The 21,199-nt window shown below is 61.9% G+C and carries 10 protein-coding genes and 3 pseudogenes; 10 read left to right on the forward strand and 3 right to left on the reverse strand.

The window, feature by feature from the left end; all coding sequences use genetic code 11:
* The first annotated feature begins 11 nt into the window (after nt 1–11).
* From M8231_RS04180 to M8231_RS04200, 5 genes are all read left to right on the forward strand, one after another.
* Nucleotides 12–2,141 carry an AAA family ATPase gene (locus tag M8231_RS04180; RefSeq protein WP_250202335.1) on the forward strand — a complete coding sequence of 710 codons (2,130 nt, stop codon included), beginning with the start codon at nt 12–14 and terminating at the stop codon, nt 2,139–2,141.
* Entirely contained in the window at nt 2,141–3,457 is a 1,317-nt protein-coding gene (locus tag M8231_RS04185) for an McrC family protein (RefSeq protein WP_250202336.1), read from the forward strand. The genes M8231_RS04180 and M8231_RS04185 overlap by 1 nt, the downstream gene beginning before the upstream one ends.
* Before the next feature lie 30 nt (nt 3,458–3,487).
* Nucleotides 3,488–4,647, forward strand: a protein-coding gene (locus M8231_RS04190; protein ID WP_250202337.1) for an IS3 family transposase whose coding sequence is annotated in 2 segments (ribosomal slippage) — nt 3,488–3,746 and nt 3,746–4,647 — 1,161 coding nt in all. Because the reading frame shifts where the segments join, the coding sequence is not laid out codon by codon here.
* Between the two features lie 71 nt (nt 4,648–4,718).
* The gene (locus tag M8231_RS04195) at nt 4,719–12,230 is read left to right on the forward strand and encodes a sacsin N-terminal ATP-binding-like domain-containing protein (protein WP_250202338.1); all 7,512 of its coding nucleotides are present in this window, start codon (nt 4,719–4,721) and stop codon (nt 12,228–12,230) included.
* Entirely contained in the window at nt 12,227–14,881 is a 2,655-nt protein-coding gene (locus M8231_RS04200; RefSeq protein ID WP_250202339.1) for a DEAD/DEAH box helicase, read from the forward strand. Before M8231_RS04195 ends, M8231_RS04200 begins: the two co-directional genes overlap by 4 nt.
* A gap of 130 nt (nt 14,882–15,011) precedes the next feature.
* Here the strand turns inward: M8231_RS04200 and M8231_RS04205 are convergent.
* Nucleotides 15,012–15,548 (reverse strand): annotated as a pseudogene (locus tag M8231_RS04205) (IS3 family transposase); the annotation flags it as partial.
* A gap of 64 nt (nt 15,549–15,612) precedes the next feature.
* On the opposite strand from M8231_RS04205, the pseudogene M8231_RS17050 reads away from it, so the two are divergent.
* A pseudogene (locus M8231_RS17050) lies at nt 15,613–15,765 on the forward strand (transposase); the annotation flags it as partial.
* Nucleotides 15,732–16,799 carry an IS3 family transposase gene (locus M8231_RS04215; RefSeq protein WP_250132254.1) on the forward strand — a complete coding sequence of 356 codons (1,068 nt, stop codon included), beginning with the start codon at nt 15,732–15,734 and terminating at the stop codon, nt 16,797–16,799. The pseudogene M8231_RS17050 and the gene M8231_RS04215, both read left to right, overlap by 34 nt.
* A gap of 19 nt (nt 16,800–16,818) precedes the next feature.
* Here the strand turns inward: M8231_RS04215 and M8231_RS04220 are convergent.
* Nucleotides 16,819–17,447 (reverse strand): annotated as a pseudogene (locus M8231_RS04220) (IS3 family transposase); the annotation flags it as partial.
* 426 nt (nt 17,448–17,873) lie between these two features.
* Entirely contained in the window at nt 17,874–19,121 is a 1,248-nt protein-coding gene (locus M8231_RS04225) for a zinc-dependent alcohol dehydrogenase (protein ID WP_250202340.1), read from the reverse strand.
* Between the two features lie 242 nt (nt 19,122–19,363).
* On the opposite strand from M8231_RS04225, the gene M8231_RS04230 reads away from it, so the two are divergent.
* From M8231_RS04230 to M8231_RS04240, 3 genes are all read left to right on the forward strand, one after another.
* Entirely contained in the window at nt 19,364–19,777 is a 414-nt protein-coding gene (locus M8231_RS04230) for a GlcG/HbpS family heme-binding protein (RefSeq protein WP_250202341.1), read from the forward strand.
* A 39-nt stretch (nt 19,778–19,816) separates the two neighbouring features.
* Nucleotides 19,817–20,125 carry a putative quinol monooxygenase gene (locus tag M8231_RS04235; protein WP_250202342.1) on the forward strand — a complete coding sequence of 103 codons (309 nt, stop codon included), beginning with the start codon at nt 19,817–19,819 and terminating at the stop codon, nt 20,123–20,125.
* A gap of 198 nt (nt 20,126–20,323) precedes the next feature.
* On the forward strand, nt 20,324–21,163 hold the full coding sequence (locus tag M8231_RS04240; RefSeq protein WP_250202343.1) for an aldo/keto reductase: 840 nt from the start codon (nt 20,324–20,326) through the stop codon (nt 21,161–21,163).
* Nucleotides 21,164–21,199: the final 36 nt, after the last annotated feature.

Genomic DNA, 21,199 nt, shown 5'->3' on the forward strand with positions numbered 1-21,199 from the left:
TCGAGGCCGCGATGGACGCCTATGACAGCTATCGTCAGTCAGGCGATCATGGCGCCATCTTCGATGCCTTTGGCGAGCCACGCGACTATTGGGTCCGTTCGACACGCGAGCGGCCCAATCGGGTCTACCCATCGAAGCCGATCGTCGGCTTCCTGCGCGGGAAGACGAAGCTCAATGGCGGTTGGGGACAGAAGGCGGATGCAGCCGCGCAGCTCCACAATGCCGGCTATATCATCGTCGATGGAGATGACACGCCGGTCACTCCACCTGAGCGCTATGAGCATCTGATCGGCGATGCCGACCGCATCCGGCTGTGCGCGCGCAACTATTATATCGAGCCGGCCCGTGAGGACGGCGCGGCAGAGGTTTCGATCCGCGCGGGCACTCTCGGCCGCGAAATGGGCCTGGACAATGCGCATCCGGCCATTTGCAGCGCCCTCGGCGGCGTGAAGTTCCAGGAAAGCGCCCGCGTCCCGGCGCCAACGCACACCCAGCCCAATCCCAGCAGTTCCACCGTCTTCACCTATCAGCTCGTCTCAGCGGAAGGGCGCCAACCCATGACCTTTGAACCCATGACCGCAATGCCCGCCGCCACCAATCTCATCCTTTACGGCCCCCCGGGGACCGGCAAGACCTATGCCACGGCCTGGGAGGCCGTGCGGCTTTGTCTGGGTGACGCCGCGGCCGAGCCGGTGCGCGATGATCGCGATGCCCTGATGGCCGAGTATCGCCGTCTTGCCGGCGAAGGCCGGATCGAGTTCGTCACCTTTCACCAGTCCTTTTCCTACGAGGATTTCGTCGAGGGACTGCGGCCGACGACGGGGAGCGAGCAGGAAGGTGACGACGAGGGCGCCAGCACGTCGGGCGGCTTCAGCCTCAAGCCTCATGCCGGTGTATTCAAGATCATCAGCGAGCGAGCACGGCTCGATACCGGCGATGCACCCGCCAAGCGGCTCGACCGTGCGCGTCCGATCTACAAGATCGCGCTCGGCCAGCGCGGCAGTCAGGAAGACCGCATCCGCGAAGGCCTCGATGGCGGATTGATCCATCTCGGCTGGGGCGGCGATATCGACTGGTCCGACGAGCGCTTCGACGATTTCGAAGAAATCAGGAAGGCGTGGAACGACCAGAAGGATCCCGATGCATCCGGCAAGGACCCCAATATCGAAATGCTCTACGCGTTCCGGTCCGGTCTCCAGATCGGCGACTATGTCGTCATCTCCGATGGGCGTGACAGCTATCGCGCCTTCGGACGGGTGAGCGGGGAATATTATTTTGATGCCGATGCCGATTTCCATCCGCACAGGCGCAGCGTTGAATGGATCTGGCGCGATGACAATGGAGCGGAGCGCGCACCATTCTACGCCCGAAACTTCCGTCGCCAGTCGGCCTATCGGCTCGATCCGGACCGGATCGACTGGGATGCGCTGGAATCGGTGGTGATCGATCCCAATGCCGAGAGGCCGGTGGCCAGCGCACGGCCGCATGTACTCATCATCGACGAAATCAACCGGGCCAACATCTCCAAGGTCTTCGGTGAGCTGATCACGCTGCTCGAAATCGACAAGCGGCTCGGTTGCGAAAACGAAGTCAGGGTCCGGCTACCCTATTCGGGGACGAGTTTCGGCGTGCCGGCCAACCTGCACATCATCGGTACCATGAACACGGCTGATCGCTCGATCGCGCTGCTCGACACCGCCTTGCGCCGCCGATTCACCTTCCGCGAGCTAATGCCCGACGTTGAAGAACTGCGCCGGGCGCTGGCCGCGCGGCAGCGCGATGCCGCAAACCTCGATGGGATCGATCTGTGCAAGCTGCTGCACACGCTCAACGAGCGGATCGAATATCTCTTCGATCGCGAACACCAGATCGGCCACGCCTATTTCACTGGCTGCCGTAGTCGCGCCGATGTCGAGAACGTCATGCGCCACAAGGTCATCCCGCTTCTGGCCGAATATTTCTACGAAGACTGGTCGAAGGTCGCCGCTGTGCTCGGCGATGGTGACGGTACCAACGGGGCCCATTTCCTCGAATCAAAGAGTCTTCCGGCGCCCGCCGGCTTTGTCGATGATGAGTTGGGAGGGGACAAGCTGCGTTGGTGCGTGAAGGCGAATTTCGATTTCTCGGATTTTGCAGCCTGATGCCCGCCTACACGGTTCGTGAATGGGACAAGCTCGCCTATGGCGAAGGCGACGGGCAGATTCCGGCCCGCCACGCTGACCGACTGGCGGGGCTGGCGGCTCGCTCGGCCTTTGCCGGTCGGGGAGGTGGCGGCGTGCTCGAGCATGGTCGGCACGCCTTGCGCGCCCGCGGCGTGGTCGGAATTCTGGCGGCGGGCGATGCGAGCCTGGAGATCTTGCCCAAGATCGATGTTGCGCCCGGTGGAACACGCGATCACCAGGACGCGGCGATCCGCAAACGCCTGGTGCATATGCTGGCCGTGGCGCTCGATCTCAAGATCGACCTCGGCGTCGTCACCGATCTCGCCTGGCAGCGCGAAACCCTGCTCGAAATCCTGATCCGCATCTTTTGCGAAAAGCTGACGGAAGCCCTCCGCAAAGGCATGCCGCGCCGCTATGTCGGGCGCGAAGAAGACTTGCCGACCATGCGTGGCCAGCTCGACATCACGCGCCAGTTCACGCGCCATGCGGTCAATCCCTCGCGTCTTGCCTGCCGCTTCGATCTCCTATCCGAAGATACTCCGCTCAACCGGATCATGAAGGCGGCGGTGGTCCGCCTGTTGCGCCTCTCGCGGCGCAGCGCCAACCAGCAACGCCTGCGCGAACTCGCCTTCGTCTATGCCGATATCAGCGAGGTGCCGATCGCGGCGTTGCGCTGGGACGAGGTCGTCATCGATCGGACCAATCGGTCGTGGCAAGAGCTGTTCGCCATGGCCCGCCTCTTTTTGCAGGATCGTTATCAGACAACTACGGGCGGCGCCGGCCAGGGCACCGCGATGCTGTTCGAGATGAACGCTCTGTTTGAAGAATATGTCGGTCGGCTGATCGCCCGTGCGCTGGCGGGAACGGGCCTCACCGTCTCGCTGCAAGGCGGACGCCTGTTCTGCCTGACCGCGCAGGACAGCGAACGCGGACTGTTCCAGACCAAGCCCGATATCCTGATCCGCAAAGGTGGCATGGTAACACATGTCATCGATACCAAATGGAAGCGGATAGCCTCGCGGATCGATGATCCCAAGCAAGGCGTCTCGCAGGCTGACGTCTATCAGATGATGGCCTATGCGCAGCTCTATCACGCCCCGCGCTTGACGTTGCTTTACCCCCACCACCCAGGGCTCGGACCCGAAGGCGTGGTTCACGCACGCCATCGCATCACGGGACACGCCACTATCCTGGAGACAGCGAGCATCGATGTGTCGAACAGCACCAACATGCTGACGCGGCTGAGGCGCTTGTTCTTTGACCTGCCCCCCGGAATGTCCCTCGGTTTAATGTAGAATTTGCTTCACCACGAAGGAGCAGACGATATGAGGAAAAGCCGCTTCACCGAGGCGCAGATCATCGGAATGATCAAGGAACAGGAAGCCGGGATGGCGACGGCGGAGGTCTGTCGTCGGCATGGGCTCAGTCCGGCCACGTTCTACAAGCTTAAGGCCAAGTATGGCGGCATGGACGTATCCGATGCCCAGCGGCTGAAGACCCTTGAGGACGAGAACGGCAAGCTGAAGCGTCTTCTGGCGGACGCGATGCTGGACAACATCGTGCTCAAGGATCTGCTGGGAAAGCCCTGACGACACCGAAGGTGCGGCGGGAGGCGGTGCTCAGGGCGATGCGGGATCACGATATCTCGCAACGCCGGGCCTGCGTCCTGATCGGTGTCGATCCGAAGACGGTGCGGCGAGAGCGGCCGCCCGACAATCTGGAGATCCGCAAGGCCATGCAGGAGATCGCGGCCGTGCGCCGCCGGTTCGGCTATCGGCGGATCGGCCTGATGCTGGAGCGCAGGGGCATGCTGATGAATCCGAAGAGGCTGTATCGACTTTACCGCGAAGAAGGGCTGTCGGTCCGGCGCAGGCGTGGCCGCAAACGAGCCCGTGGCACGCGCACACCGATGCCCCTGGCCCTGATGCCCAATCAGCGCTGGTCGCTGGACTTCGTCGCCGACACGTTCGGGGCGTCGCGCAAGTTCCGCATCTTGGCGGTGATCGACGATTGCTGCCGAGAGAACCTATGCCTGATTGCCGATACCAGCATCTCGGGCGCAAGGGTGGCGCGCGAGCTGGACGCGCTGGTGCGGATCTATGGCAAGCCTGCCTGCATCGTCAGTGATAACGGCACCGAGTTCACCAGTCGCGCCATCCTGAGGTGGGCAGACCAGAACAACGTCGCCTGGCATTACATCGATCCCGGCAAGCCACAGCAGAACGCCTTCATCGAAAGCTTCAACGGCAGCCTGCGCGACGAGCTGTTGAATGAAGAGATCTTCGACACCCTGGGCGACGCGCGCCGCAAGATCGCCCTCTGGCGCTACGACTACAACGCCGTCAGACCACACTCCTCGCTCGGCAACCTAACGCCGCTCGAAGCGCGCCGGACGCTTGCGCTCCCTGATGGCTCTGCGCCCGGCGCGCTTGCCATGAAACCACCCGCCGATTACCAATCTCAAGTCGGCAGACTCTCGTTATGAATGAGGGACCCACGGGGGGCAGGTCATCTTGAGTGAAGAGCCGATGGTCCGGGAATTGGCAGGATGCGCCTATGCCTGATTTTCACATCTCTCCGATCTCGATAGTTAATCAGATCAAGAGCAATCTGCAGGATCGGTACGATTCCGGGTATCCGATCCTCAAAGAGTTGCTGCAAAACGCTGACGACGCGGAAGCCCAACGATTCAGGCTCGACGTACTGCCTGGCTGGCCAGATGCGGTGCATCCGCTGTTGCGCGGGCCGGGCCTTCTGGTCGCGAATGATGGTTTCTTCCGCAAGCAGGACGAGGGTGGCATCACGTCGTTTGGCGAGAGCAGCAAAGCCGCCGACAATGCCGCGATCGGCAAGTTTGGTTTCGGCCAGAAGGCCGTGTTTCACCTCTGCGATGCGTTTATCGTCTACGCCAGAAGAGAAGACGGCGACACCTTCAGCACGGTCGTCAACCCGTTCCTGGAGGTGGATGTCGCAGGCAATATCAGCCGGCAGTGGGAGCCTCTCGAGCTTGCCGATGTTGGATTTTTGGGAGGTGAGGTCGTCTCAGATTTCCCGGATCGCTACCTGGTTCTTTGGTTGCCGCTGCGTCGGGAAAGCATCCAGCCAGCCCCGGGGGTTGGCTTTTCCAGCAACATGCCATCGGCAGCAGAAACAATCAGGGAACTTGTCCGACCTGATGATTTACGCGCCGTCCTGACGACGCTGCGTCATCTGAAATCGATTGAGATTCTGGAAAACGGTAAAACTCGCTGCGCGTTGGAACTGGATGCTGCGCATGGTCGCTTCGTCGGGCCGAACCGTTTGGGCGATGGTGTTAACGCCTTTGGCGGCAAGATCGAAGTCGGGCCGGAGAGATCGACAGCTTCATTTGTTGGGCGCGAAACGATGGCTCTTGACGGTCGTCTCGCGGAGCTGAAAAGCACGCCACATTGGCCGCAAACGATCACCGTTCTCAGCCCACAACCCGTCCCGGAAAAGGGAGAGCCGCACGGGGCCGCGACGCTGTTGCGCATCCCCCGCGGGGGGACCGAGCGCGCCATGCCTGCGCGGCTACGCATTTCCTGGGCCGTGTTCCTGCCAATCTCCGATGAATCCAGCATAGACATCCCGCTCGACCACGACGGTGCGCTTGGCCAGTTCCGCCTCCTGCTGCACGGCTATTTCTTCCTCGACAGTGGCCGGCGTCAGATCGAAGGGCTGAAAGCTTCCGTCGAAACGGACTTGCCCGCCGATGCTACGGCGTTGCGCCGCGCGTGGAATGCCGAACTTCGAGACTCCGTGGTTCTCCCACTCCTGCCGACTCTGCTGAGAGACGCGCTTGGCGAGGCGATGATAGCATCATCGGAACTCACACAGCTTGTGTCGGCACTCGCACGTCATGAATGGTTTCGGCGCCACCGCGAAGCGATTTGCCGGGAAAATGCGCTGGTGCGTGTTCTCGAAGGACAAGCCGTCGTTTGGCGCGTCGTCCGGTCGGGGGACGCCCTCCGGCCGCTTCCGGCCTCGGTGGCGGATACCCAGCAGCGGATTGGGGAATTGTTCGGAACCATCGGAGCGTGGGCCGATTCAAGCGGTGTGCGTCTCGTCGTCGATGCCAGCGCCGGGCTGAGCGCGCAACCGATACGCTGGACCGGGGAAGACCTTGGCGCAGTATTTTCCGGCCTATCGCCGCGTGCGTTTCAGTCACGCGATCTCTCGCGACTCCTCGTCGATTTCCTCGACATAGCGATGCTCGGCGATGCCGAGGATTCTGTGATCGGGCCGCACATGGTCGCGGCCTTGCGGACAGCAATGGCGGAAACTCAGACGCTTGCTCCGTCCGAACTTGTTAAATCGGCTCTTGCCCACATTCCCCACAGCGCGTTGTTCCCGCTTCCGCCATCTGTCGAAAACCGGCAAGTCCTGCGCGCGCTGGCATGTGTCCCGGCGAATATCCTGCCAGTTCGAGGCGAATGGCTCGACGATAGCCGACGTCCTCCCCGACTATCCGATGAAGACCTCAAGACGTTGCTCACCGCACTCGAACCGCTGCTTGAAGGCGATCAGGCGGATCAAGCGGCTACCGCCGCGTTGGCGCTGCTCGCTCAGGCCGAGCGGAGTATCTCCGAATTGGCGCGTGATCCCGATTTCGCATCCATCAAGGTTCTGCGTGTGCGGGATGTCCGTATCCGTGGCCCGATTGTGCTGTCACTCCAAGCACTTGTTGAGCGCTCCAGAGCCGGACTCTTGTTCTCCAACTCACCTCAAGCAAACACATGGCTGCCTTTACTCGTGGAGGCATTACCAGACGCATCCCCGCTGATCGTCGATAGCGGTGCGATGCCCCTCCTTCGAGACGCGGCAAATTTCACGCTTCATTCGGCGGGTAAGGAGGCCGCGTTCTCGCTCATCGACAAAGCCATGAGCTTTGGGCCGATAAGCGCCCGCCAACGGCTACTCGATGAGATTGGAATCGACAGCAAAGACGATCCAGCCGCCGCCCGGCGTCTGTGTGTCGGTAGTCGTGAGGCGGGATATTCAGTATCAAAGCTCTGGACCCTAGACCCGAACCAGAAACGAATAGAGCGTATTACCACGGCTCTTATTGCCGAGAGCCAGAACGAATTTCTTGTCCCAACCGGCATAGCTGATGGACTGTCCAGGACGCAACGAAACCATCTTCGTATTGAGGTTCTCGACGCGACCAATCTGGAAGCGTTGTTCGAGAAGCATATCGCCGCCATCGAGCAACTCAGCCCTGATGTTTCAGAGCGGGAAGCCGTCCTTGAGGTCGGCCTGCCCGATGATCTGCTGATCCGACTGCCTATTCACGAAAGGCGGGACGGAACCGTTGGCGATGGAAAGGGTATCTTTCGTGAGACGAAAGAATGGCCTGTTCCTGAAGCGTTGCGGGCGGTCGTCTCCATCGTCCAGCCATGCCGAAGCCAGAAGGCGAGGGAACGGCAAGGGCAGCTTATTGGGGCATGGTCGCCATTAAGCCAGATTGAGGTCGCGCTCGGTTGCAATGATCCACACCGCTTTCGTGGTGATGTACTGGATGCGCTCGCCAAGCTCGAATCTTCGCCCGATGAGCGCCGGCTTGATGCGCTTCGCGCCAAACCGTGGCTTCTGGCGGACGGGCAGCCTGTCGCGCCCCAGGACGTGCTCGCTCTTCCATCAGCGGTCGATGAAGCGGCGCGAGCGCTTCTTTTGAAGAATGGAGAAACGCCGCCGTTCTTGCCCGCTGCAAAGCTGGCCATCGATGTGCGCGAGCATCGCGGGTTCGATCATCTTGGGAAATGGGTGCTTCCGGATAGACGCTCGTCATTCGGAGCCCTGGCGTTGATGATCGAGGATGCGGGCATCATCGGACGCCTCGGAGCGGCGGATGAGTTTCCGATCGACGATTTTGCGACATTGGCGAAAGACAGCGGCGATGTTGGGTTGCCGGGTTGGCCTCTGCTAGCGGCGGTTCTGGCCTCGGAGGCTGATGGCGGGGACGCGATGAAGGTTGTCGCCGCTTTCGCGGAGATTCTCCCCTCCAACGCAAATTTGGCAGGAACCCACCTCGACCGCATGGCGACGCTGGCGGCGGAAAACGGGCGAAAAGGCGAGGCCGCCCGCAGAGCCTATCGCCACGGCTTCAACGTCGTCGCTCGTTGGCGAGAAGAAACTCGCTATCAGGTGTTCGGTGAAACGCTGGTTCCTACCGAGGCCGGAGATTGGCGCAGCGGCCGGGAAGTCGTCCAGGGCGGTGACGGGCTCGATCCGAATTATGTATTGGCGCGGCACTACGCATCCACGCTTGGAAAGCGTGAGGCAGCACTCGCCGAGAGGCAGGGCGCCGGACATGAAGTTCATGACTCATCTCCAACCGACCATCGCCGGGGAGAGATCAGGGATGTCGATCTGACTGCGTTGGAGCCCCAGTGGGCAGACCAGCATCGGTCGTTCCTCACCACATGGCAGGGGCGCGTACCATCCGACCTGGTGATTGTCTATCTCGGCTTGATAGGCCGCAGTGAGCCCTTTCAGCGCCTTGCGAACGAATGGGCTATCGACGCGACGGCCGATGTCGATACCCTTTGGGCTGACCTCGACAATCATTTTCCCAGAGAAATCCTCTATCCGAACCCGTTGGCAGATGAGGTCGATCAACGCCGGTTCCTGATTGTGCCGGTCGCGGGCGAGCATGTGCAAGCAGTCGCCCTGTCGGGGGATGTGTTCGATGCGCCATTGGGTGGTCCTGGCAACGGAATCCTCGTCGGTAATCTGCACAAGAGCCATGAGGGCATCCGGGCCGCCGATGGTAAAGTGCGGTCATTGATCACGCTGCCAGTCAGGCACGTCAATCCGAGCGGATACGGTCAGAAAGAGGCCAGCGGCATCTTCCGGCGGTTTGTCGAGACAGTCGCGGCGGACTGTCTGTGGCTCGGCATGGAAAGCCAGCGTGCAGCGTTGCGGGAGATGTTGGACAGGGCGGTTGAGGTCGATCAATCGACGATCGAGGAAACTGAACGGTTGCTTCGAGACCGGCTCCCCACGATTCTCGCTGAGTTGAAGCTCCCCACTGACTACCGCACACAGAAGGCGCTACGCGAATATCAAGCTGAGGAAAGCCACCTCCATCACCTTTCCGCGTCGGCGCAGAAGATGGAAGAGCTGAAAGCGGAGCTATGGCGAAAAGTATCCGACAGCACGCTGGCAGCCGAGCTTCTGTCTGCGGTTCGCGCCAAGATCGGGGATTTCGGATATTCCGCCAGCCGGGTTCTCTTCGAGCTGTTCCAGAACGCCGACGATGCCTATCGGCAGCATTGTGAAACTGCATCGGACGCCCGTTTCCGGGTGGAGCAGCTACCAGGCGACCCAGGTGGATTTCGTGTCGTTCATTGGGGCCGCCCGATCAATCACATGGGGCATGACGCAGAGGAGGGGCGTCGCGTCGGTCACGATCGTGACCTGCTCAATATGCTGCTGATGAACTTCTCCGAGAAACGCTCCGGAGACGATCTCACCGGCAAGTTTGGCTTGGGCTTCAAGAGCGTCCATGTGCTGTCGGACGGCGTCGGCATCGCCAGCGGCTTCATCGCCCTGCGCACGGCCGGCGGCTTTTTGCCGACGCCCTGGCCGGCGGGCATCGACATAGCAGAGAGGCAAAAAGTCCCCGGCGGCCGAAAGGCGACCGTTATCGAAGTTCCCCTTTCAGCGGAGACGGCTGACAAAGGCGCTGATGCGATGGCGGCGTTCAAATCCGCCGTGACATGGCTGCCTGCTTTCGCCCGCACAATTCGCCGCATCGAGATCGAGGGCGACGTTCCCACGAGCGTAGATTGCTCGTCTTTGCCGCTTCTCGGCGAGAGCCAGATCAGAGTCGTTTCCGTGTCAGGCGGGCGCCGCGAGCGAGCCCTGCGCTTCGATCTGTCGGTCGGGTTTGCCCTTCTGCTGCATATTGGTGCCGCCGGTCCAGGTAGGTTTCCCGACGATCTGAATCGACTCTGGAACCTGGCCCCGCTTGAGGTGCCGTCCCGCTCTGGCTGGCTGCTCAATGGTCCTTTCGCTGTCGATCCAGGACGCACAGGACTGGCCGGCTCGATTGCTGATCAGACGGAGAAATTCCGAACACTAGGGCGGACATTAGGGGACCGCCTTCTGAAATTGCACGATCTCGCGGACGCAGACTGGCGCGGGTTCGCGGAAAGCCTTGACCTGGATGCCTCTGACGCTTCTAGAACAGCGGCGTGGAGCATCTTCTGGTCTTGCCTATTCGATGTTCTCGCAACGGATTTCGACGACGATCTGGCCCGGCACCTGCACGCCGATGGTCGGGGATATGGCCACCTCATAGACCAGCGCCAGGTCGTGCCGACCCGCCTGCCGCCTCCATTCGCTTTGTTGATAAAGGCGTCGGACGCGGCCTGTTTCGTCGATGGCGCGTTATCGGATCTTCCCATGCTCGCCAAAGTACAGGATTGGCCTGCCCTCACGGAGCTACGAGACCGGACGGTATCATCCGATATAGCTGGGCAATTGAGAAAGCTCGGCTTTGGGAATATTCGTCCACTACGCTTCTCAAGCCTTCTCCGCCAGCAGATCGGCGAAGACAAGCATGTCAGTCCAGATTTGGCGAAGACCCTCGGCCTTGCCCTTACATCTCAATCTATTCGGGAAGCGCCGCTTGATAACGAACTTTACGAGATTCTGGACGTTTCCAGGCAGGCATTATTCCTCGCACAGGACGAGGCATGGCGGATAGCTCAGCTTCCGAGTCCCGATGCCGCCGAGGACCCCGAAGAGCGCAGGCTATGCGCATTTGCGCCCGCGAAGCATCTGCTCGACAAGCAATATACTGGCGCGGCACTGGAGTTTTTCCGGGTCGCCCGCGAACGATCGGGCTTCGGCCCTCAAACGCGTGATCTCGGGGGCTGGACAGCGGAAATCCCGGACGACGACCAAGGCCGACAAGCGGCAGCGCTCCGATACGTCATTGAGGGTCGCCAAGGCCGAGAATTGGGTGATGAGATCCGCCGCCATCGCCCCGGCTGGCTGCCTTGGCCTTCGTCGCAGTTGCGGATCAGCCCGCTGCTCGCTGGCTGGACGGAGAAGGAAAAGGACGATCTCCTGTACGCCCTCCAGGGCCGAGATGCCTTCTTGTCGCCAATGTCTGTTCAGTCTCCCCCGCCTGAGCCTGCAACGGTCCTGAAGGCAATCCACGCCTGGTGGCGCGCCGAGGGCTCTAGCCTCCGCGCCTCATACGCGGAGAGGGCCTACCCGGGGGATTTCTCGCCGTCGCAGCTTCGGGAGTCACAGGATCGCACGGCATGGTTCACGATGTTCGCCTTGGCCTGCTTCCATTCGTTCGGCCTAGCGCAGGACGAGCAGCACAAGAGTTTTGTCGACGCTGGCTTCAGAGAAGGCTGGTGGCAAGAATTGTCCGAGTCACGGCCGCCCGATGAGGTGCACTCATGGCTTGAACGGCTCGAACGATGGAGTGCACCCAATCATTTCGATCAGCAGTATCTGACGTGGCGACGCACATTTGTCGATCTGTATTCCGTTGCCCGTTGGCTGGATGAGTATCGAGAGATTGCGGTCAAGCTGCCGAGAATTATTGAGGAGCATGGCGTCATTTCGCTCAATGGCGCCTTGCAGCCGAGCTACTGGCCGCCGGCGATGCGCCTTTCCATCGACGCCGCCCCGATAAACCGTTCTCTCGGTATCGGCATGAACTGGATGCTCCGTGAGCTGCTGCGCCACGACGCCTATGAGACTCGCGATGAGCACCTGATGCTTCCCTATGTTTGGGCTCCATCCCGGCGCGTGCGTATTCTGTTAGATGAACTAGGCGCCGATGTCGGCGAGCGGGCGGACAAAGAAGCAAGTCGGACGATCTGTGATTTCGTAACGAAACATCTGGGAGACGACCGTCGATTTGATGGCGATTTCGATCTCCCGCTTCAGTTGATTACCCGGCGCAAGCACCGTGGTGCTTTGGAAACGTGCTTCGCTGAGGTTGGCGGCGCTCCGTCAGACCTGATGGAGTATGACGATGAACAGGAAGACGAGGACGAAATAGAGGGTATTGGCGAATGACGGAAACACCAGCATTGGCTGCCGGAATTCCCGTTCACCATCCTCGTCACGGCAATGGGCGCGTCGTGGTGGATATGGGAGCCACCGTCGTCGTTCGTTTTGGCGGGGCTGTTGAGCAGGTTCTGGCAAGCGAGATTTCCGAGATACCGTCTCTATACTCGGCTCTCCGCGCGGGCACGGACACCGATCCCATAGATGCGCTGATCCGTGCCCAGGCGCTTTCCATCCGATCGGTCAATGACCAGTGGGGGGTGTTTTCTCGCTCGCGCGTGCAGTTGCTTCCTCACCAGCTATGGGTTTGCCGCAAAGTAACCCAGGAATGGCCCTTCCGCTGGCTTGTCGCTGACGACGTCGGGCTGGGCAAGACGATCGAATGCGGCCTTGTCCTCATGCCGTTGATCGCATCTGGGCGTGTGCGGCGCGTGCTGATCCTTGCACCGGCAAAGCTCGTGCCGCAGTGGCAATTCCGCCTCAAGGATATGTTCGACATCCGGCTCCAACGCTATGTCACGCAGGCGGACACGGCGCGCGGCGATTTCTGGGCAACTGCTTCGATGGTGGCCGCATCATTCCATACGCTGCGAGACGACCGTCGTGGAGCGCGACAAAGGCTCCTTGACGCCGATCCCTGGGATTTGGTCATTGTTGATGAGGCTCACCACCTCAGTGTGGATGAACGCGCTGGCGAGACGCTGGCATACAGCCTTGTCTCCGAGCTCCAGGAGCGGGGCAAGATCAACTCCTTGCTGTTTTTCACCGGAACCCCGCATCGTGGGAAAGACTACGGCTTCTTCGGCCTGATGCACCTTGTGCGGCCAGACCTCTTCGACCCGGAGCATGACCCGCTAGAACAGCTCTCTCAGCTTTCCAAAGTTATGATCAGAAACAACAAGGCGACTGTCACCGATCTCCAGGGTCAAAAGCTCTTCAAGCCTGTTAACGTCTTCAGCCGGGAATACCAATATAACAATGATGAAACACAATTCTATCGGACGTTAAGCGAGTTCGTCATCGACGGCAGGGCCTATGCCGCGACCCTTGAAGGGCGTGCGCAGACAGCCCGGATGCTCGTGCTGATCACACTGCAGAAGCTGGCTGCAAGTTCGATCGCGGCAATTCGCAATGCGCTCCGTAAACGTCGAACAACGCTCGCGAACCTCGTTGGTCGTTCAAGTGAGTCTGTCTCGCTTCCTGATGAGGAGCAGGCGACGTTTGACGATTTGGCAGAAGCCGAAGAGGCGCTTCCCGGATCTGTTGCCGTCCTGCTGATGGAGGACGAAATACAGCGTCTCGACGAACTGATCGCTCTCGCCGACGGCATAGCCCGAGAGACCAAGATCGAGCGCCTGCTTCAGATGATCGGCGAGGAGTTTGGCCCTGACGAGCCGATTCTGCTTTTCACGGAATACAAGGCAACCCAAGCCCTTATCATCAACGCGCTGCATCGCCGATTTGGGTTTGGTTCGGCCACGTTCATCAACGGAGACGAACGGCTGGATGGTCTTGATCAGCCTTCGGGCTCAGCAAAGATTGTCAGCCAGCCCCGCGAGCACGCTGCGGATGCCTTCAATACGGGAAAAGTGCGGTTTCTCGTGTCCACTGAGGCTGGCGGCGAAGGCATCGACCTTCAAGAGCGCTGCGCTGTACTGGTCCATGCGGATATGCCCTGGAACCCGATGCGACTCCATCAGAGGGTCGGGCGTCTATCCCGCTATGGCCAGACGCGGCCCGTCTCGGTCTATATTTTGCGAAACCCCCAGACCGTTGAGGCTCGCATTTGGGATTTGCTCAATGCAAAGCTGGAGCGCATTCAGGCTGCTCTCTCCTCGGTGATGGAGGAACAGGAGGATATTTCGCAGTTGGTCATAGGCATGGCCGGCAGTTCGCTCTTCAACGAGCTGTTCTCCGGGAGCGAAGGGCTTTCTGGCGAACGATTGGGAGCCTGGTTCGATCGCACCACTTCTACCCTCGGCGGGCGTGACGTGGTTGAAACTGTGCGCGAGCTTCTGGGCTCCGTGTCGAGATTTGATTTTCAGCAAATCGGAAAGGACCTGCCGAAGGTCGACCTTCCCGACCTGGAGCGGTTCTTCACCCAAACCGTCGGCAGGCATGGGCGCCGGATTTTCCGGCGGGATGATGGTCTGGAGATTAGGACTCCTGATGATTGGAAAGCGCGCAGCTACACGCTCCGGGATAAGTACGAGGGATTAGTTTTCGACCGCAGCCTCCGTGGCGCCAATGCCGCCTCCCGGGTCCTGGGGATCGGTCATCCTCTGTTCGACATTGCGCTCGACGATGCGCATGGCATTTCGGCGCGAGCCGCTTCCGTCGATGGGCTTGGCGGTCCGGTGCTGATCCTAGCTGTTGAGGATGAAGTCACCGGTACCGGTTCGCTCGTCCATAGGCTGATTTTTGGCGTGACGGAGAAGGACGGGAAGATCGAAGTCTTGCGAGATTGGGAACTGTTGCAGTTGATGAACGCGCCCGCGGTCAAAGGTGCTCTTTGTGCCGGGCCGGTGACAGAGGACGCTGAGGCGGTGATCGAACGCTTTAAAGAGGCATTTGACGCCGGCCTCTCCTTCCATGTGCCCATGCTCCGGCGACCGAGGTCATGGCCAGAAATGCTCTTCCTTCCGAGCGAGGCAAGGTAGCGCGGGCTGGGTATGGCTGTGGGATGCAGAGCTGTTCGATCCTCAAAGCATTCGCTGCGCGAGCAGTCGGCAAAACGAGTTGCCTGATGCGTCATTGTGGCCTGCCCCCATTAGGTGGCCCGGTTCGAATCTAATGCATGGTTGGCTTGCCGGCGACGTTTGAGGTGGCCGGCGAAGCGGGTTGGGGTGGCGCAGCCGGCCACGGCACGGCGGCCGGTGGTCGGTAGCCGAGCGCGGAGTGCGGGCGGCGCGTGTTGTAGTACCGCCTCCAGCCCTCGATCACGACCCGCGCCTCGGCGAGGCTGTAGAAGATCTCGCCGTTCAGGAGCTCGTCGCGGAGCTTGGAGTTGAAGCTCTCGCAGTACCCGTTCTCCCATGGGCTGCCAGGCTCGATGAAGGCGGTTCTGGCGCCCACAGCCGTGATCCACTCACGCACCGCCTTGGCGATGAACTCAGGACCGTTATCGGAGCGGATGTGCCCTGGCACGCCGTGCAGGATGAAGAGGTCGGACAGAACGTCGATGACGTCCGAGGATCTCAACTTCCGGTCGACGCGGATGGCGAGGCACTCACGAGTGAACTCGTCGATCACGTTCAACATCCGGAACTTGCGGCCGTTGTGGGTGCGGTCCTCCACGAAGTCGTAGGACCAGACGTGGTTCGCCCGTGACGTGCCCCTGAGAATTTCCTCCACGCGGAGCTAGAGTCCGGCCCTTGAAAGGACGGACGGAATGAAACGAGCGAGATTCACGGAAGAGCAGATCATCGGGATCCTGCGGGAGAACGAGGCCGGCGCCAAAGCGGGCGAGCTGGCGCGCAAGCACGGCGTGTCGGAGGGCACGATCTACGCCTGGAAGGCCAAGTTCGGCGGGATGAGCGTGTCGGACGCCCAGCGCCTCCGGGCCCTGGAAGACGAGAACGGAAAGCTGAAGCGCCTGCTGGCCGACGCCATGCTCGACAAAGCCGCGTTGAACGATCTGCTGTCAAAAAAGTGGTAGGGCCCGCGGCGCTGCGCCAGGCCGTCGCCCATCTGAAGGCGGCGTTCGGCGTCAGCGAGCGACGGGCCTGCTCCATCATCAAGGCGGACCGTAAGTCGGTGCGCTATCGCTCCTGCCGACAGCCGGACACGGCGCTGCGGGAGCGGCTGCGCGCCCTGGCTGTCGAGCGGCGACGGTTCGGCTATCGGCGGCTGTTCGTGCTGCTGCGGCGTGAGGGAGAACCCTCGGGCAAGAACCGGATCTACCGGCTCTATCGCGAGGAAGGCCTGACGGTGCGCAAGCGCCGCTCACGTCGTCGCGCCATGGGCACGCGCGCGCCGATCCTGGTCGAGGCCAGGCCGAACGCCCGCTGGTCGCTGGACTTTGTGCACGACCAGTTCGCCACGGGCCGCCGCTTCCGCATTCTCAACGTGGTCGACGACGTCACCCGCGAGTGCCTGGCGGCGATCCCCGACACCTCGATCTCGGGACGCCGCGTCGCGCGAGAGCTGACAGCGCTGATCGCTCGGCGGGGCCGTCCCGCCATGATCGTCAGCGACAACGGCACGGAGTTCACGTCCACCGCCATCCTGGCCTGGGCGCAGGATCATGGCGTCGACTGGCACTACATCGCGCCGGGCAAGCCGACCCAGAACGGGTTTGTGGAATCCTTCAACGGCCGGATGCGCGACGAACTGCTCAACGAGAGCCTGTTCTTCAGCCTGGATCACGCCCGCCAGAAGGTCGCCGCCTGGGCGCTGGACTACAACACCCGCAGGCCGCACTCGTCGATCGGCTACCTCACCCCGGAGGCTTTTGCCGCCAGTCTGACCGCAACAGGCCGACCCGCTGCGCAGGATGAAAGCTGCGCGGCCCGGCCTGTTGCTCACCCCACGCTGCGAGGCGTAACTAACCCAAGGACTCTGGTCGCCGCTGGATGAAAACTCAGGGGCACGTCACCCGCTCTGGCCTCAGCCGAATGCACGAGCCGTCGTTCAGCCAGAGCCGACCCTTCCTTGGCTGCCTGGCGGGCACCTTCAGCCCTTCCTGCCGCCAGATCCGCTCCACCCGCTTCACGTTCACGACCCACCCAGACTCGTGAAGGAGAGCGGTGATCCGACGGTAGCCATAGCGACCATACTGCGTGGCGAGCGCGACAATGTCGGCGCTCAGCGCCGCATCGTCGGCACGCCCCTTCGGCACCTTGCGCTGTGTCGACCGATGCTGCCCCAGGATCCGGCACGCCAACCGCTCCGATACGCCATGCTTCTCCATGACATGCTCGATGCAGCGACGCCGCCGGGCGGGGCTTACCAGTTTCCCGACGCAGCTTCCTTCAGGATCAGCTTCTCCAGCGTCAGGTCCGAGATGGCCTTGCGCAAGCGCTCATTCTCCTTCTCCAGCTCCTTCAGGCGCTTCACCTGGTCGACCTTCAGGCCGCCAAACTCCTTGCGCCACCGATAGTAGGTGAAGGGCGTCACTCCGATCGTGCGGATGGCTTCCGCCACCGGTCGACCTTGTGACACGAGAACGTCCACCTGCCGCAGCTTGGCGACGATCTTTTCCGGACTGGGCTTCTTCCTCGGCATTCTCAGCATCCTCCAAAGGCTCAAAAGCCTACTTCAGGGAGGACCACTTTTCAGGGGGCAGACCAGGTCGGGTCAGGCTATGTCGCGCCCAGCGTCATGCTGGAGTTCGGCGCCCGCTCGACGGGCGCAGTCGCTCTTCACGTCGCACTCGCCTTATGTGCTTGAAGAGTTTAGCCTCGACGAAACCGTCATCCTCTCGCGATCGGACGATGTACGGATACATTGTCGAGATGAGCGCTCGAACCTTGTCTGAGCCATGCCAAACACCTAGCTCGCGGATACGAGCGTCCGCTGCAGCTGCTCGGTACCAGGCGAGGTCCGGCCGGTGACGCGGGATGCCTGCGGCCGCGACTTCATGTCCCATCTCTCGCTCAGATAGCGTCGTACCTTGACGCTGACTCGTCCCAAAGAGGCCCTCAGATCGGCCTAACCATCATGCTCCGGCATCGGAGATGTGGATTCCATCGTCGAGGTCGATCCAGATCGCAGTGAGCCTGCTGCGTCTCCGGGCCGCAGAACCACCTTGATAACGCCATTCTTCTTGTCGCGGAACTGCTTGTACATGTCTGGGGCGTCTTCGAGGCTGGCGGGGTGGGTGACGACGAAGCTCGGGTCGATATCGCCGGCGACGATCCTGTCGAGCAAAGGCTTGGTATAGGCCTGGACATGGGTCTGCCCCATCTTGAAGGTCAGCCCCTTGTTCATCGCGGCGCCGATCGGGATTTTGTCGCCCATGCCGACGTAGACGCCCGGGATTGAGATGGTCCCCGCCTTGCGCACGCTCATGATCGCTTCGCGCAGGACATGGACGCGATCGGTAGCGAGGCGGACGGCCGCCTTGGCCTTGTCGAGTACGGCGTCGGCGGATCCGTGCCCCGAAGCTTCGCAGCCGACGCAGTCGATCGCGCTATCTGGCCCGCGATTGTCAGTGCGGGCCATCAGTTCGTCGTAGACATCGACGTCGGCGAAGTTGATCGTCTCGGCGCCGCCGGCCTCGGCCATGGCGAGCCGTTCGGGCACTTCGTCGATAGCGATCACGCGGCCCGCGCCCATCATGATCGCCGAACGTATCGCGAACTGGCCGACAGGGCCGCAGCCCCAGATCGCGACCGTGTCGCCGGGCTTTATCTGAGCGTTCTCGGCGGCCATGTAGCCGGTCGGGAAGATGTCCGACAGGAACAAGGCCTGCTCGTCCGTGATGTTGTCGGGAATCTTGATCGGGCCGACATCGGCCATCGGCACGCGTAGATATTCGGCCTGGCCGCCGCAATAGCCGCCCATCATGTGGCTGAATCCGAACAGGCCGGCGGGCGAATGGCCCATCGCCTTGATCGCCATCTCGGCATTGGGGTTGGTGGTGTCACAGCAGGAGAACAGGCCCTGCTTGCAGAACCAACACGAGCCGCAGCTGATTGTGAACGGCACTACGACGCGGTCGCCCTTTTGCAGGTTGGTGATCTCGGACCCGACTTCGACCACCTCTCCCATATTCTCGTGGCCGAGGATGTCGCCGCTCTCCATCGTCGGCTGGTAGCCATCGAAGAGATGAAGGTCGGAGCCGCAGATCGCGCAGGCGGTGACCTTGATGATCACGTCGCGCGGATGTTTGATTTCGGGGTCGGGAACAGTGTCCACCCGAACGTCGCCTTTTCCGTGCCAGCAGAGCGCGCGCATGTTGGGTCTCCCTTTTTTCGTTGATGGCAGGTGAACCAGCCGTCTGACGGAACGTTCCGCCGTTATGAAGCTATGCAAGCTATGTTATCAAGCTATGTTATCAAGTTATGTTATGAGGAATGTCCAGGAACCCGGCTGCTCACCGGCTTGTTGACGCTATCGATCACGCCTCCAAATGACCTGAAGGCACCGCTGATGGACACGAAGCAGAAGGCGCTTGCGAGCAAGCCAAGGAGAGTCTCATGACCATTAAGCAAGAGTCCGTGTCGCTCGAAGACGCTCAACGCGTGATCGCCGCCGGTCAGGCCAAGGCGGCCGAGATCGGGTCGCCGAGCAACGTGGCCGTGGTCGACGCGGGCGGCAACCTCGTCTCCCACATCCGCATGGATCACGCGTGGGTGGGCAGCATCGACATCTCGATCAACAAGGCCTTCACGGCGCGCGCGTTCGACATCGCGACCAAGGACCTGGCCGAGAACGCTCAGCCCGGCGCACAGTTCTACGGCATCCAGAACTCCAACCACGGCCGGGTGATGATTTTCGCCGGCGGCATCCCGCTCCGCCAGGACGGCCAGGTCGTCGGGGCGGTGGGAGTGAGCGGGGGCACAGGCGAGCAGGATCAGACGGTCGCCGAGGCGGCCGCAGCCGCGTTCTGATCATCGCGACAACGGGAACGAGCAGAGGAGAGACCCGAGATGGCGAGACAGGTCAGCAAGGCGCTTCTGGTGCGCCTGGAAGCACTGCCCGGCAGGGAGGACGACGTCCGCGGCTTCTTGAACCAGGGGCTGTCGATCGTCGAAGGCGAGCCCAAAACCGTCAGGTGGTTCGGAATCCAGTTCGGACCCTCGTCGTTCGGGATCTTCGACGCCTTTCCCGACGAAGACGGGCGCCAGGCGCACCTGTCGGACGAGGTCGCGAAAGCGCTCGGTGAGAATACGGGTGTGCTCTTCGAAGAGCCCACGATTGAGCAGCTCGACGTCGTCGCGGAGAAGCAGCCCGCGTAGACCATTCGTCATTGGAGATGGGAAGATGGCGAGTGAGACTCTGAATGTCCTGACCGTCGTGATCTGGGTGACGGACGGCTTCGAGCAGGTCGACATGACCGAGCCGCGCAAGGCGCTCGACGAGGCGACAGCCGCGTGACGCCTGCTCCTGCGACCGGCACCGCGCAGCACGCGCCATCTTCGCCGGGGCCGGAGGGCATGGAGCGGCGCCCGTTCGGCGTCGTCCCGCACTACGTCCCAGTGATCGGCCAGGGGACCTGGTACATCGACGACGCGCACGGTCCCACGGCGATCGCCGCCCTGCGCCGGGGCCTCGACCTCGGCATGACCCACATCGACACCGCCGAGATGTATGGCGACGCCGAGGATGTGGTCGGCGAGGCGGTCGCCGGCCGGCGCGACGAGGTTTTCCTCGTTTCCAAGGTGCTCCCCAGCAACGCCTCCCGCGACGGGACGGTGGCTGCCTGCGAGCGGTCGCTCGCGCGGCTGCGCACCGACCGGCTGGACTGCTACCTCCTGCACTGGCCGGGTTCACACCCGCTCGAGGAAACTTTCGCCGCTTTCGAGCAGCTCCGCGAGCAGGGCAAGATCCTGTCGTGGGGGGTGAGCAACTTCGACGTGCCCGACCTGGAGGCCGCGTGGAAAGCGGGGGGCGAAGGCCGCATCGCCTGCAACCAAGTGCTCTACAACGTAGGTGAGCGCGCGATCGAGCACGCCGTGGTCCCCTGGTGCGAGGAGCACGGAGTCGCGGTAACCGCCTACAGCCCGTTCGGCCATGGCAATTTCCCTGGCCCGGACACGCCGGGCGGCCGCGTGCTGGAGGAGATTGCAGCGAGCCATGGCGCGACAGCACGCCAGGTGGCGCTGCGCTTCCTTGTGCGTCGGCCATCGCTGTTCGCTATCCCCAAGGCGTCCAGCGCGGAGCACGCTGCCGACAATGCGGGCGCCGGCGCGCTGCGGCTGACGGACGCCGAACTCGGCATGATCGACGCGGCGTTCCCGCTCGGCGCCCGGCCGCGCGAACTTCCCATGATTTAGGCCCCGGACGCCTTCTGTGGAGCTCGAGGCGCTACC

Source organism: Brevundimonas albigilva (assembly GCF_023573565.1).
In the GTDB taxonomy this organism is placed as follows: domain Bacteria; phylum Pseudomonadota; class Alphaproteobacteria; order Caulobacterales; family Caulobacteraceae; genus Brevundimonas; species Brevundimonas albigilva.